Origin of the sequence: Kitasatospora sp. SC0581 (genome assembly GCF_048159585.1) — a bacterium.
GTDB lineage: Bacteria > Actinomycetota > Actinomycetes > Streptomycetales > Streptomycetaceae > Kitasatospora.
Genome location: NZ_JBLRWA010000014.1, coordinates 71,130 through 84,024, shown reverse-complemented (window position 1 = coordinate 84,024; position 12,895 = coordinate 71,130). Strand labels below are relative to the sequence as shown.

The following is a 12,895-nucleotide window of genomic DNA, read 5'->3' as shown; positions in this document are numbered from 1 at the left end:
GAGCCCGGCGCGAACAGCGGGCCCGGGGCCGCGCCGACCGGGCCCTCCGGCTGCTAGGAAGGTCGCAACATACGGTTCACCCACGGGGAGCACAGCCATGAACGACCAACGGCCCGGCACGCTCTACGAGGCCGTCGGCGGCATCGACGTCCTGCGCCGGCTCAGCCGGACCTTCTACCGGGGCGCCCTCGCCGACCCCCTGCTCGCGCCGGTCTTCGCCGACTTCACCCCCACCCACATCGAGCACGTCGCGGTCTGGCTGGCCGAGGTGTTCGGCGGCCCGACCGGCTACACCGACCGACTGGGCGGCCACCAGGCGCTGCTCCGCGCCCACCTGGGCCTGGCCGTCACCGAGGAGCAGCGGCTGCGCTGGATGGAGCTGATGGCCGAGGCCGTCCGCGCGGAGCTGCCCGGGGACGAACTGCTGCGCCGCCGGGTGCTGGAGTACTTCGACTGGGGCACCCGGATCGCCGAGGACGTCTCCGGCTCCCCGGCCGGCACCGACCTCGGCGATCCCGGCCCGACCCCGCGCTGGGGCTGGGAGGGCCTCAAGTGACCGCCGCCCTGACGGCCGACGGCCTGCTGCTGCGCCCCTTCGAGGACGCCGACGCGCCGGCCCTGATCGAGGCCTACCGGGACGCGACCCTGCGCCGCTTCACCCGGACCCCGGTCGGCGACGCCGAGGAGGCCGCGCACTGGCTGCGCCTCCAGGAGGAGGGCCGTGCGGCGGGCACCCGGTACAGCTTCGCCGTCCTGGACGGCGCCGAGCTCGTCGCCAACGTCGCTCTCAAGTACCCCGCCCCCGGCGGGGAGACGGCCGAGGTGGGGTACTGGACGGCGGCCCCGGCCCGCGGCCGGGGGGTGGCTCCGCGCGCGGTGGAGGCCCTCACCGCCTGGGCCTTCGCCACCTTCGCCGAGGGCGGCCTGCGCCGGATCGACCTGCTGCACCAGGTGGACAACCCCGCCTCCTGCCGGGTCGCGGAGAAGGCCGGCTACCCGTTCGTGGAACTGCTCCCGCCCTTCCCGCCCTTTCCGCTGGACGGCCACCGGCACTCCCGCAAATGGCTGGACGAACCCGAACCGCGCAGGTCAGAGTAGGCGGATGGCATCTCTGGTACGACATGTGACGATCGATTGCGGCGACGCGCACGCCCTGGCCTCCTTCTGGGCGCAGGCGCTGGACGGCACGCTGGGCGAGGACGACAACCCGTGCGACGAGGAGGCGGTGGTCAACTCCGCCGGCGCCTCGCTGCTCTTCATCCGGGTGCCCGAGGGCAAGGCGGCGAAGAACCGGGTCCACCTCGACCTCCAGCCGCAGGACCGCAGCCGGGACGAGGAGGTGGAGCGCCTGGTCGCCCTCGGGGCGACCGTGCTGGCGGACCACCGCCTCCCGGACGGCAAGGGCTGGGTCACCCTCGGGGACCCGGAGGGCAACGAGTTCTGCATCGAGCGCAGCCAGGCCGAGCGGATCGCCACCGGGAGCGCCTGACCGGTCGGATCAGTCCGGCCACTCGCCCATGGCCGCCCGCCAGGTCCACGAGGACTTGCGCGGGCGGCCGTTCAGTTCCCCGCGCCCGGTGCACCAGAGCAGGACCTCCGCCGGGTGGGCATCCGGCTCCCGCGGTGCGTGCGGGAAGAGCCGGTCGAGCGCGAAGCGGCACGGTTCGGCGGGCGGCTGCCAGGGCAGGCCGAGGCCGCGGGTGATGTCGTGGGTGTGCAGCAGGGTCTCGGCGACGCCCATCGCGGCGAAGCCGAGCGGTTCGCAGGGCCCGTGGTGGTAGGCGCGCAGCTCGGGCGGGGCGGCGTCCAGGGCGGTGGCGAGGAGGTGCCCGGCGGCGGTGACCACGGTGAGCACCTGGGCCGGGTCGGCCTCGGGCCGGACGGTGAGGTCCAGCGGCAGGTAGCGGTCGCGGGGGCGGGCGGCGAGCTGGCCGGCGTAGGCGAGCAGGTCGTGGGCGATGTGGGCGGCGGTGTCGCGGCAGCTCCACTCCAGGAGCCCGGCGGGGGCGTCCCAGTCGCGGTTCCCGGTGTGCGGGGCGAGGACGGCCAGGGCGGCGTCCAGGGCGGTTCGTACGGCGTCGCCGTTGCGCATGACCACTCCTTCGACGGGGCGTCCGGGGCGTCCGGGGCGTCACACGATAGGCCCAGTGCCCCGGCTCGCGCCGGGAGTTCGTCCGATAATCGGTCCTGTCCGGCGCGTCCGGCGCGTCCGGCGTCCGGCGCCCTGCGATCCAGCGTCCCGCGGTCCGCCGCCGCCCCACCCGCGAGCACCCAGGCAGGTACCCATGGCCAGAATCGCCGTGATCGGCGCCGGCGGCACCATCGGCAGCGCGGTCGTCAGGGAGGCGGCGGCGCGCGGGCACGAGGTCACCGCGGTGGTCCGGGACCCGGACCGCTACCGGGGCGCGGCCGCCGCCGTGGAGCGCGCGGACGTGCTGGACCCGGCGGACGTGGCCCGGGTCGCGGCCGGCCGGAACGTCCTGGTGAGCGCCGTCGGCGGCGGCGACGGCCCGGGCCACCAGGCGCTGGTCGAGCCCGCCGCCCGCTCCCTGGTCGAAGGCCTGCGCACGCTGGGCGGCGCGGCCCCCAGGCTGATCGCGGTCGGCGGGGCGGGCAATCTGGAGACCGCGCCCGGCGTGCGGGTCTGGGGCGCCCCGGGCCTGCCGGAGCCGCTCCTCCAGATCATGCACGCCCACGGCGCGGCGCTGGACTACTACCGGACGGTCTCCGACCTGCGCTGGACGGTGCTCAGCCCGGCCGCCGAGATCGGCCCGGGGGAGCGGACCGGCCGCTACCGCACCGGCCTGGACCAGCTGCTCACCGATGCCGAGGGGCGGAGCCGGATCTCGGTGGCGGACTACGCGGTCGCGCTGGTGGACGAGATCGAGCAGCCCGAGCACATCGGCGAGCGGTTCACCTGCTGCTCCCTGTGAGGGCTGTGAGGGGTCCGGCAGGCGGGGCGTTCGAAGGGGAGGGGTTCACCCCAGCTGGATCGAGCGCTTGGCCAGGCCCATCCAGAACCCGTCGATGACGCTGCGCTGGCTGTCCAGGTCGGCCTCGCCGGCGCCGAGGGTGACGAACAGCGGGGCGAAGTGCTCGGTGCGCGGGTGGGCCAGGCGTCCGGCCGGGGCCTTGTGCTCGAAGTCGAGCAGCGCGTCGAGGTCGTGGGCCTCCAGGGCGCGCCGGCCCCAGTCGTCGAACTCGGCCATCACCGAGGTGATCCGGCCGTCGTTGCTGAGCGCCCGCAGGTTGTGGGTGAAGAAGCCGCTGCCGACGATCAGCACGCCCTCGTCGCGCAGCGGGGCGAGCTTGCGGCCGATCTCCATCAGCCGCTGCGGGTCGAGGGTGGGCAGCGAGACCTGGAGCACCGGGATGTCGGCGTCCGGGTACATCTCCACCAGCGGGACGTACGCGCCGTGGTCGAGCCCGCGGTCGGGGATGTCCTGGACGGGCGTGCCGGGGGCGCGCAGCAGCTTGCGCACGCGCTCGGCGAGGTCCGGCGCGCCGGGGGCGGTGTACCGGACCCGGTAGTAGTGCTCGGGGAAGCCCCAGAAGTCGTAGACCAGCGGGACGGTGGTGACGGCGCCGAGGGCGAGCGGGGCCTCCTCCCAGTGGGCGGAGACCATCAGGACGGCCTTGGGCCGGGGCAGGTCGGCGGACCAGGCGGCCAGCTCGCCCGGCCAGACCGGGTCGTCGGCCAGTGGCGGCGCGCCGTGCGACAGGTACAGGGCGGGCATGCGCTCAGGGGCCGCGGTGCTCATGGCGTCCTCCTCGGGGCCGTTCGACCGGCAGGTAGTCCGACAGGTAGTTCAAATTTGAACCTTTACGGAACCGACGGTACACCTTCGTTCGAATTTGAACAACAGGAGTAGGCTTCACCCCATGTCCACACTGAACGAACCCCGCTGGCTGGACCCGGACGAGGCGGCCGCCTGGCGGGGCTTCGTCGTCGCGAGCAACCTGCTGAACCGGCGGCTGGAACGCCAGCTCAAGGACGACTCCGGACTCTCCCACCAGCAGTACGAGATCCTGGTGCACCTGTCCGCCGCCCCCGGCGACTCGCTGCGGATGACCGAGCTCGCCGACAGGCTGGTCACCTCCAAGAGCGGCCTGACCTACCAGGTCACCCAGCTGGAGCGGGCCGGCCTGGTCGCCCGCCGCTCCTGCCCCAGCGACGTGCGCGGCGTCATCGCCGAACTCACCGACCAGGGCCGCGAGGCGCTGCGCCAGGCCGCGCCCGGGCACGTCGCCCTGGTGCGCGAGCTGCTGATCGACGTGCTCAGCCGCGAGCAGCTCGCGGTGCTCGCCGAGGGGCTCGGCGCGGTCAGTGCCCGGCTGCGCCAGGACGAGACCCCGTAGGACCGGCCCCGCCGACAGCCGCCACCCGGGCTCAGGGCCCGCACCTGCGAGTGGAAGTCCGCCCGATCCATCGCATCTGCGAATGCTCCGGCCGCTGCTCGGGTACTCCTCCACCCGGGCCGCGGCGCCGTGGCCCGGGAGGAGGGAGCACCCATGACCCCGGCGAGACCCACCGTCCGACTGCACGGCCACCTCGACCGCCCCGCCGAGCTGACGGTGGCGCAGCTGCGAGCCCTCCCCGCCCGCCGGGTCGAGGTCAGCTTCGACTGCCGGACCGCGGGCGAGCAGCGCCACGGCTACGAGGGCCCGGCGCTGCTGGACGTGCTGCGCGCGGCCCGGCCCCGGATCGACTTCTCCGGCCGCAAGCAGCGGCTGCGCTTCCTGCTCTCGGTGGCCGGCGCCGACGGCCACCGGGCGGTGGTCTCCTGGGCCGAGATCGATCCGGACTTCGGCGGCCAGCAGATCCTGCTCGCCACCAGCATGGACGGCGCCCCGCTGGACGCCGCCGGTCCGCAGCTCGTCGTCCCCGGCGACCACTGCGGCGCCCGCTACGTCAGCGCCGTCACGGCCGTCTGGCTCGGCCCGCTCGGCGACCCGGCGCGCCCCACCGCCTGACGCCCGGGCGCCCGCCTCGCGCGCGTGCGGCCCCGGCCCCGAGGCCGCACGCCGGAAGGGGCCGGACGGCGGGTCGAAAACACTCGCCGGAGCCGGGTTTCCGTGCCAACATGCCCCATATGGGGACGATTCTGCACGGCACCTTGGTCACGCTCCGCCCGGCCACCGGCGACGACATCCCGGCGCTGGCGGCCATCCGCGGCACGCCCGAGGTGTTCGAACGCTGGCGTGGCGGTGACGACCTGGCCGACGAGGTCGCCAACGACCTGGAGTCGCCCGGCACCGAGACCTTCGCGATCGACCTCGGCGGCAAGGTGGTCGGCGCCATCCAGTGGTACGCCAACAACGACGACGAGTACCGGCACGCCGGGATGGACCTCTACCTCGACCCGACGGTGCACGGCCTGGGCCTGGGCACCGACGCCGTGCGCACGATGGCCCGGTACCTGGTGCACGACCACCACTACCACCGGCTGGTGATCGACCCGGCCGCGGACAACCTCGCCGCGATCCGCTGCTACACCAAGGTCGGCTTCCGCACCGTCGGCACCATGCGCCAGTACGAGCGCGGGCCGGACGGCACCTGGCACGACAACCTGCTGATGGACCTGCTCGCGGACGAACTGCTCGAAGGCTGAGGCGCCCGCGCCGTCCCCGACGCCAGCCCCGCGCCGCTGCCCGGCCGGTCCGGGGCCGCCCCCCCCGGCCTCAGCCCCGTGCCGTCCCCTACGGGCAGCCGCAGGAGCGCCGGACCACCAGCTGGGCCGGGAAGGTGCGGGCGCCCTGGGCGCGGCGCTCCGGCCCGCCGAGGACCAGTTCCACCGCCGCGCGGGCCATCTCGTCCTGCGCCGTGGTGACGGTGGTCAGCGCGGGCCCGGCGATCACCGCCTCGGCGATGTCGTCGAAGCCGGCCACCGCGAGGTCCTCCGGCACCCGGATGCCGAGGTCGTCGGCGGCCCGCAGCAGGCCGATCGCCTGGTCGTCCGTCGTGCAGAACACGGCGGACGGCCGGTCGGGACGGGCGAGCAGGGCGAGTGCCTCGGCGTGCGCCCGGACCCGGTCGAACGGCGCCGGGGTGAGCCGTCCCTCGGTGGGCAGCCCGGCCTCCTCCAGCGCGGCGAGCCAGCCGGCCGTCCGCCCGGTGACCGGGTCGTGCGGGCTGAGCGCGAGGGTGCCGCCGAAGCAGTGCACCTCGGCGTGCCCGTGTCCGAGCAGGTGGCGGACCACCTCGCGGGCGCCGCCCTGGTCGTCCGCGACCACGGCGACGCCGCCGGTGCTCTCCGCCCGGTGGTGCAGCAGCACGACCGGGGTGCCGTCGGCCACGTCGAAGCCGGTCAGCCCGGGGGTGGCCGGGTCCTGGGTGACCAGGACCAGACCGTCCACCTGCATCCCGAGGAAGGCGCGGATGTAGTGCGCCTCGCGCTCGTCGGCGTAGTCGGAGTTGCCGATCAGCAGCAGCCGGCCGTGCTCGGCGGCGGCCTGCTCGACGGCGTGCGCGAGCCCGGCGAAGAAGGGCTGGCGGGCGTCCGGGACGACCATCCCGAGCAGGTCGGTCCGCCGCCGGGCCATCGCCTGGGCGACCCGGTTCGGCCGGTAGCCGAGCTCCTCGACCGCCGCGAGCACCCGCGCCCGGGTCGCCGCCGCCACCGGCCGCGGCCCGTCGTTGATCACATAACTCACGACCGCCGTGGACGTCCCCGCCACCCGCGCCACATCGTCCCGTGTCACCCTCGCCATGACCGTTGAGCCTACACAGCCCCTCCGACCAGCGTCTTTGCCGAGTCTCGGGCCCGCCCGATCGGCCCTCTGCGGTTGCGCCGCGGCCGCGGCCGCCCGGAGGGTGGCGGGACAGGCGGCACCCGCAGCCGCCACCGCCGACCGTGGAGCAGGCCGATGAACAGGCCGATGGGCGCGCCGCTGCACCGGCGGGCCGTCCGGCGCACGCGCCCGGCGGCCCGGCCGCGGGTCCGCGTCCACGCCCGGGCGCGCGGCGCGGGCACCGCTCCCCGGCCGAAGGTCAGGCCCTGGCGCGCGTACGCCGTGGTGGCGGCGATCGTGCTGTCCGTCGTCGCCGGGCTGCTGCTCTACCTCGACGAACGCTCCAGCCGCGGCCGCGTCCAGGTGGTCGGGACGGTGCCCGGCCCGGACTTCCTGGAGGTCGACGTGACGCTCCAGCGGGTGGACGCGGCCGCGCAGACGCTCACCGCGAAGGTCCTGGTCCACCCGCACGGCGCCCTGGAGCAGCCGGACAGCCTGCTGGTCCCGGCCCGGGACGTGGTGCTGGAGACGACCTCGCTGGAGCAGACCGTGCTCAGGTACCCGGCCGGGCAGCAGGTCGCCTCCGGCGCGGTGGCGTTCAGCCTCCTCGACGGCCGGGTCACCGACTACCCCTTCGACCACTACCACGCGCTGATCGGCTTCCAGGCCACCGCCGGCGGGCAGCCCGTCCCCGTGGTGATCGGCGTGGAGGAGGCCGACCCCTTCTTCGTCTTCAAGCAGGCCGAGCAGCAGAGCGAGGGCGGCGCCGTCGTGGTGACCGAGCGGATCAGCCGCTCGCGCAGCACCTTCATCCTGGCCTGGTTCATGATGGCCGCGATGTGGGCGCTGGCGCTGTCCGTGCTGGTGGCGGCCTGGCTGATCGTCCGCCAGCGGCGCGGCATCGTCTGGCCCGCCCTCGGCTGGATGGCGGCCACGCTGTTCGCCCTGGTCGGCATGCGCAACGCCGCGCCCGGCAGCCCGCCGATCGGTTCGCTGCTGGACTACGCGGCGTTCTTCTGGGCGGAGCTGCTGGTCGCGGTCGGCCTGACCATGGTCGTGGTGCGGGGCGCCCGGATCGAGGGCGGGCACAAGGAGTAGCCCGGGCGCACGTGTCCGGCGGCCCGGCCACTCGGCTCAGGGGTCAGAGGTTCAGGGGTTCGGAGGCCCGGAGGCTCAGGGGTTCAGGCGTCGGGCACGACCACCGTCAGCGACGTCTCCTGGAGCCGGAAGCCCAGCGACTCGTAGACCCGGCGGGCCGGGTTGCCCTCGGACACCACCAGCGTCACGTCCGCGAGCCCGCGCTCGGCGGCGTCCCCGACGGCGCGGCGCAGCAGGTCGGCGCCGAGGCCGCGGTAGCCGCGCTCCGGGTGGCGGAAGACGTCGCCGATCCAGGGCAGGCCGTCGCGGTCGGTGAGGATCAGCCCGGCGACCACGCGGTCCTCGGCGTCCACGGCGAGCAGGCTGGACGGCAGCACCGGGCCGATGACCTCGCCCTCCAGCAGCGGGGTGATCCGCTCGGCCACCACCCGGGCGTCCTCGCCCGGGTAGAAGTCGACGTGGTCGGGGGCGAAGGCGGCCCGCCAGGCCTCGTACAGCTCCTCGGGCGCGCGGTCGCAGGGCACCGCGCGCAGGCCCTCGCGCAGCGGCGTCCCGGCCCAGTCGGCGGGCGGGGGGTCGGCGCGCAGGTCGCGGCGGAAGGTGTGGGCGTGCCGCAGCACCCGCGCGCCGTGCGCCACCAGCTCCTGCCCGAGCCCGGGCGGGCCGGAGACCACCCAGCCGGGCAGCTCGGCCCGGACGAACGCGGCGGCGTCCACCGACTCGTCCAGGACCTCCAGCAGGTCGGCCCAGGGCCGGCCCTCCCGCTCGTCCAGCAGGTAGCGCAGCACCGGCTCGCCGTCGGTACCCCGCCTGACCACCCAGTCCTCGGCCATGGCCCACCCCACAATCGCGTGATCGTTCGTCGGCGGCCATGTTCACCGAGGCCCCGCCGTCCGGCAACCGGTTATTTCCGGCCACCACCGCGTCGGGCCGGCACCGGGTCAGGCCACCACCGCGGCCCGGACGCAGAGCACGTCCGGCAGGTGGGAGACCAGCAGGGACCAGCTCTCGCCCTCGTCCCGGCTGCCGTACACGTCGCCGGTCCGGTTGCCGAAGTAGATCCCGGCCGGGTCGGCGTCGTCGGTGCGCAGGGCGTCGCGCAGCACGATGCCGTAGTGGTCCTCGCCGGGCAGGCCGTGGGCGAGCTGCTGCCAGCTGGTGCCGGCGTCGGTGGTGCGGAAGACCCGGCAGCGGCGGCCGGGCGGGATGCGGTCGTCCGAGCCGCCGAGCGGGAAGACGTAGGCGGTGTCGGCCCGGCGGGGGTGGGCGGCCACGGCGAAGCCGAACTCGGCGGGCAGGCCGTCCACGATCGAGCGCCAGCTCGCGCCCCAGTCGTCGCTGCGGTAGACGCCGCCGTGGTTCTGGAGGTAGAGCCGGTCCGGGTGGACCGGGTCCGGGGCGATCTTGTGCACGCACTGGCCGAACTCCGGGTACTGGCTCTCCTCCGGGAGGAACTCGGCGCGCAGGCCGGTGTTGGAGGGCTGCCAGCTGTCGCCGCCGTCCTTGCTGCGGTAGACGCCGCCGCTGGAGACGGCGACCAGCAGCCGCTGCGGGTCGCGCGGGTCGGTCAGGATCGTGTGCAGGCCCTGGCCGCCGTAGCCGGCGCCCCACTGCGGCCGCTGCGGGTGGTTCCAGAGCGCCTCGACCAGCGCGAAGGTCTCGCCGCCGTCGGTGGAGCGGAACAGCGCGGCGGGCTCGGTGCCCGCGTAGACGACGCCGGGGGCCTCCGCCCCGGCGGGCTGGAGCTGCCAGACCCGGGTGAGCGAGGCGCCGGTGGACTCCGGGAAGCGGATGGCCGGCCGCGGGGGCTCGTACCAGCTGGCGCCGAGGTCGTCGGAGCGCCAGATCGACGGCCCCCAGTGGCTGCTGTCGGCGCCGGCCAGCACTCTGGTCCGGCCGTCGCGGCGGTCGACGGAGACGGAGTAGATCGCGTTCATCGGGAAGTGCGGCCCGCTGAACTCCCACGTCAGCCGGTCGCGGCTGCGGCCGAGAAAGAGGCCCTTCTCGGTTCCGACGGCCAACAGCACCTCGGTCATGTCTCACACCACCTGGTCACGAGCAACGGCCCCCCGGGACGGCCCCCGAGTGCCAGTGTCCCGCCGTCCACCGGTGGTCACATCTCGCCGCGCCGACCGCCCGGGAGGCCGTCCGTGCCGGGGGTGCCGCTACCCCCGGCAGTCCTCCAGCAGCCGCAGCCAGACCTCGCTGATCGTCGGGTACGAGGGCACCGCGTGCCAGAGCCGGTCGATCGGCACCTCGCCGACCACCGCGACGGTCGCCGAGTGCAACAGTTCGGCGACCCCGGGGCCGACCAGGCAGGCGCCGACGATCACCTGCCGGTCCAGGTCGAAGACCACCCGGGCCCGGCCGCGGTAGTCGTCGGCGTACAGCGAGGCCCCGGCGACGGAGCCGATCTCGTGGTCGACGGTCCGCACCCGCAGTCCGGCGGCCTCGGCGGCGGCCCGGGTCAGGCCGACGGCGGCGACCTCGGGCTGGGTGAACACCACCTGGGGCGCGCCCGCCAGGTCGGCGGACGCGGAGTGCGCGCCCCAGCGCGAGGTGTCCAGCGGGCGCCCCTCGGCGCGGGCGGCGATCGCCGCGCCGGTGATCCGGGCCTGGTACTTGCCCTGGTGGGTGAGCAGCGCCCGGTGGTTGACGTCCCCGACGGCGTAGAGCCACGCGCCGTCCACACCCTCCGCGCCGTCCACGCCGAGCACCGTGCAGCTGTCGTCCACCTCCAGCCAGCCGCCCGGCTTCAGGCCGACCTGCTCCAGCCCGATGTCGGCGGTGCGCGGGGCCCGGCCGGTCGCGTACAGCACCTCGTCGACGGTCAGCGTCCCGGTCCCGCCCTGGCCGTCTTCGTGCTGGCCGTCCCCGCCCTTTCCGTCCCCGTTCCGGCCGTCCCGGGCGGCGAGGGTGAGGGTCACCGGCCCGGAGCCGTCCGCCCGCTCCAGCGCGGTGACCTCGGTGCCGAAGCGGAGGTCCACCCCGGCCGCCCGCAGGCCCTCCGCGACCAGCTCGCCCGCGAACGGCTCCATCCGCGGCAGCAGCCCGTCACCGCGGACCAGCAGCACCACCTCGGAGCCGAGCGCCCGCCAGGCGGCGGCCATCTCCACCCCGACCACCCCGCCGCCGACCACCGCCAGCCGCCCGGGGACGGTCTGCGAGCCGGTCGCCTCCCGGTTGGTCCACGGGTGGGCCTCGGCGAGCCCCGGCACGTGCGCGGGCAGCACCGGGCGGCTGCCGGTGCACACCGCGACGGCGTGCCGGGCGGTGAGCACCCGCTCGCTGCCGTCCTCGGCCTCCACCGTCACCGTCCGCACCCCGGCCAGCCGGCCGTGGCCGCGCACCAGCTCGATGCCGGTGTCCCGCAGCCACTCCACCTGGCCGTCGTCCTTCCAGTCGGAGGTGAAGGAGTTCCGCCGGGCCAGCACCGCGGCCGGGTCCAGCCGCCGGTCGCCGACCGCCTCCCGGGAGCCGGCCACCGCGCGGGCGTCGGCCAGCGCGGCCACCGGCCGCAGCAGCGCCTTGCTCGGCATGCAGGCCCAGTACGAGCACTCGCCGCCGACCAGCTCGGCCTCCACGATCACGGTGCGCAGCCCGGCGGCGACCGTCCGGTCGGCCACGTTCTCGCCGGTCGGACCGGCCCCCAGGACGATGACGTCGTACTCCTCGGCGGTGCTGGTCATGCCCTGTCCTCCGTCGTCTCGATGGCCGCCCCGGCCCGCCGGGCGGGGGCGGCGGGCGTGCGCCCACGGGTGTCGAGCGGCCGGCCGCGCCCGACCCCGGGCCCGCCGCTGCCGCCTGCGGTTCCGTACCCGAGCGTGACCCGGACCGCCCACCGCGGCCACTTCTCGCGCCGGTCGCGCGAGCGCGGGACGCGTGGGGCGAGAAGGGAGCGCGGGGTGAGCCGGGCGCGGGAGCCGAGCCGGGCACGCCGCGGGCCGGCCGGCCCCGGACCGCCGTCCGGCCGGAACTCCGGCACGGCGTCCGGCGGTTCGGTCCGGCTGGGCTGCTCGCGCACGGGTGCTCGCTCCTCGCTCGGGTACGGCGTGGGCCCCATCCTGCCGGTCCGGGCGCGGTTGCGCGACGGACGGACACGCCGAGGGCGCCGTGGGACGCACCACCGGGCACGGACGGGACAGGGCGAGGAGACGGACCGGCGGCCGGACGGGCGGGTTCAGAGCGCGGCGAGCTCCGCCAGCAACGCCGCCGTGTCGGCCGGGCGGGAGAGCATCGGCCAGTGCCCGGTGGGCAGTTCGCGCAGCTCCCAGTTCGGCCCGGACATCCCGGCGAAGTACGGGTGCCCGGCGGCGATCAGCTCGCGCACCTGGGAGAGCGGGAAGGAGCAGGAGACCAGCGCCTGCGGCAGCGCGGCCCCGGCGCCGGTCAGCCGCAGCCGGTCCCGGAACGCCCCGGCCGGGTGCGGGGTGGAGCGGGAGCGGATGGACGCGAGGGCGGCCTCGTCCAGCCCCGCCGTGCTCGTGCCCTGCTCGCCCAGGTACTCCCAGGACGGCAGCGGGAGGCGGCCGTCGACCACCGAGGCCTCGGCCGTCTTCTGGTAGTCGGGCTGCCAGAGGTCGTACACCGACGAGCCGTCGATCAGCGGGCCGCTGTCCAGGTAGACCACCCGGCGGATCCGCTCCGGCATCCGGTCCGCGAGCCCGCCCACCGGGGCACAGGCGCCGCTGTGGGCGACCACGACGACATCCGACAGGTCCTCCCGGACCAGCAGCCCGGCGAGGTCGGCGATGTGGTCCTCCAACCCGAACTCGCCCTCCTCGCCCGCGCGTTCGCCCACTCCGGGCAGGCTGACGGCGTACACCCGGTGCCCGGCCGCGCGCAGCGGCGCGGCCACCTCGTCCCAGGCCCAGGCGCCGATCCAGAATCCGGGGACCAGTACGAACGTGCTCATGGCGGATCGCTCCTTCGTCGGTGGGAAGTCCGGGGAGGCCGCGACGAGCCGTGGACGTCTCGGCGGGCGGCCCGCGAGGGGCTCCGTCGAGGCGGGGCCTCCTCCACCGCCGACTCTAGGATCGGATCCGGACAGAAGTCGCCCGGATTT

Annotated in this window: 16 protein-coding genes; 8 read left to right on the top strand and 8 right to left on the bottom strand. The window is 75.6% G+C overall.

Annotation, left to right across the window (positions count from 1 at the left end; translation table 11 throughout):
- The first annotated feature begins 97 nt into the window (after positions 1 to 97).
- The 3 genes from ACLWS4_RS21875 to ACLWS4_RS21865 are packed head-to-tail and all read left to right on the top strand — an operon-like array spanning position 98 to position 1,489.
- Positions 98 to 556 (top strand): group II truncated hemoglobin, encoded by a 459-nt coding sequence (locus tag ACLWS4_RS21875; RefSeq protein WP_049654748.1) that lies wholly within the window; start codon positions 98 to 100, stop codon positions 554 to 556.
- Positions 553 to 1,098 carry a GNAT family N-acetyltransferase gene (locus ACLWS4_RS21870; protein WP_380738435.1) on the top strand — a complete coding sequence of 182 codons (546 nt, stop codon included), beginning with the start codon at positions 553 to 555 and terminating at the stop codon, positions 1,096 to 1,098. Before ACLWS4_RS21875 ends, ACLWS4_RS21870 begins: the two co-directional genes overlap by 4 nt.
- A gap of 4 nt (positions 1,099 to 1,102) precedes the next feature.
- Positions 1,103 to 1,489, top strand: coding sequence for a VOC family protein (locus ACLWS4_RS21865; RefSeq protein ID WP_049654752.1), 387 nt, complete (start codon positions 1,103 to 1,105; stop codon positions 1,487 to 1,489).
- A gap of 9 nt (positions 1,490 to 1,498) precedes the next feature.
- Here ACLWS4_RS21865 and ACLWS4_RS21860 read toward each other — a convergent pair whose 3' ends face one another.
- Positions 1,499 to 2,092: a maleylpyruvate isomerase N-terminal domain-containing protein gene (locus tag ACLWS4_RS21860; RefSeq protein ID WP_416874965.1), complete on the bottom strand. Its 594-nt coding sequence runs from the start codon at positions 2,090 to 2,092 to the stop codon at positions 1,499 to 1,501.
- 193 nt (positions 2,093 to 2,285) lie between these two features.
- On the opposite strand from ACLWS4_RS21860, the gene ACLWS4_RS21855 reads away from it, so the two are divergent.
- A complete protein-coding gene (locus tag ACLWS4_RS21855) occupies positions 2,286 to 2,933 on the top strand; it encodes an NAD(P)-dependent oxidoreductase (RefSeq protein ID WP_416874964.1) in 648 nt (215 codons plus the stop codon).
- A gap of 45 nt (positions 2,934 to 2,978) precedes the next feature.
- On the opposite strand, the gene ACLWS4_RS21850 is transcribed toward ACLWS4_RS21855, so the two are convergent.
- Positions 2,979 to 3,761 carry a dioxygenase gene (locus ACLWS4_RS21850; RefSeq protein WP_416874963.1) on the bottom strand — a complete coding sequence of 261 codons (783 nt, stop codon included), beginning with the start codon at positions 3,759 to 3,761 and terminating at the stop codon, positions 2,979 to 2,981.
- Between the two features lie 130 nt (positions 3,762 to 3,891).
- On the opposite strand from ACLWS4_RS21850, the gene ACLWS4_RS21845 reads away from it, so the two are divergent.
- The 3 genes from ACLWS4_RS21845 to ACLWS4_RS21835 all read left to right on the top strand — a co-directional run bounded on the left by ACLWS4_RS21845 (position 3,892) and on the right by ACLWS4_RS21835 (position 5,612).
- Entirely contained in the window at positions 3,892 to 4,359 is a 468-nt protein-coding gene (locus ACLWS4_RS21845) for a MarR family winged helix-turn-helix transcriptional regulator (protein ID WP_074002590.1), read from the top strand.
- Between the two features lie 153 nt (positions 4,360 to 4,512).
- Positions 4,513 to 4,974, top strand: coding sequence for a molybdopterin-dependent oxidoreductase (locus ACLWS4_RS21840; protein ID WP_074002275.1), 462 nt, complete (start codon positions 4,513 to 4,515; stop codon positions 4,972 to 4,974).
- 119 nt (positions 4,975 to 5,093) lie between these two features.
- Positions 5,094 to 5,612 (top strand): GNAT family N-acetyltransferase, encoded by a 519-nt coding sequence (locus tag ACLWS4_RS21835; protein ID WP_049654760.1) that lies wholly within the window; start codon positions 5,094 to 5,096, stop codon positions 5,610 to 5,612.
- Positions 5,613 to 5,700: 88 nt separating this feature from the next.
- Here ACLWS4_RS21835 and ACLWS4_RS21830 read toward each other — a convergent pair whose 3' ends face one another.
- Positions 5,701 to 6,711 carry a LacI family DNA-binding transcriptional regulator gene (locus ACLWS4_RS21830; RefSeq protein WP_049654763.1) on the bottom strand — a complete coding sequence of 337 codons (1,011 nt, stop codon included), beginning with the start codon at positions 6,709 to 6,711 and terminating at the stop codon, positions 5,701 to 5,703.
- A gap of 156 nt (positions 6,712 to 6,867) precedes the next feature.
- Here ACLWS4_RS21830 and ACLWS4_RS21825 point away from each other — a divergent pair, with 156 nt between their 5' ends.
- Positions 6,868 to 7,830 carry a DUF4436 family protein gene (locus ACLWS4_RS21825; protein ID WP_416874962.1) on the top strand — a complete coding sequence of 321 codons (963 nt, stop codon included), beginning with the start codon at positions 6,868 to 6,870 and terminating at the stop codon, positions 7,828 to 7,830.
- Between the two features lie 83 nt (positions 7,831 to 7,913).
- Here ACLWS4_RS21825 and ACLWS4_RS21820 read toward each other — a convergent pair whose 3' ends face one another.
- The 5 genes from ACLWS4_RS21820 to ACLWS4_RS21800 form a co-directional block, all read right to left on the bottom strand.
- The gene (locus ACLWS4_RS21820; protein ID WP_074002276.1) at positions 7,914 to 8,663 is read right to left on the bottom strand and encodes a GNAT family N-acetyltransferase; all 750 of its coding nucleotides are present in this window, start codon (positions 8,661 to 8,663) and stop codon (positions 7,914 to 7,916) included.
- Between the two features lie 108 nt (positions 8,664 to 8,771).
- The gene (locus ACLWS4_RS21815) at positions 8,772 to 9,866 is read right to left on the bottom strand and encodes a WD40/YVTN/BNR-like repeat-containing protein (RefSeq protein ID WP_074002277.1); all 1,095 of its coding nucleotides are present in this window, start codon (positions 9,864 to 9,866) and stop codon (positions 8,772 to 8,774) included.
- 129 nt (positions 9,867 to 9,995) lie between these two features.
- Positions 9,996 to 11,519, bottom strand: coding sequence for a dihydrolipoyl dehydrogenase family protein (locus ACLWS4_RS21810; protein WP_416874961.1), 1,524 nt, complete (start codon positions 11,517 to 11,519; stop codon positions 9,996 to 9,998).
- On the bottom strand, positions 11,516 to 11,854 hold the full coding sequence (locus ACLWS4_RS21805) for a hypothetical protein (protein ID WP_416874960.1): 339 nt from the start codon (positions 11,852 to 11,854) through the stop codon (positions 11,516 to 11,518). Before ACLWS4_RS21805 ends, ACLWS4_RS21810 begins: the two co-directional genes overlap by 4 nt.
- A 156-nt stretch (positions 11,855 to 12,010) precedes the next feature.
- Positions 12,011 to 12,745, bottom strand: coding sequence for an alpha/beta hydrolase (locus ACLWS4_RS21800; protein WP_117487248.1), 735 nt, complete (start codon positions 12,743 to 12,745; stop codon positions 12,011 to 12,013).
- Positions 12,746 to 12,895: the final 150 nt, after the last annotated feature.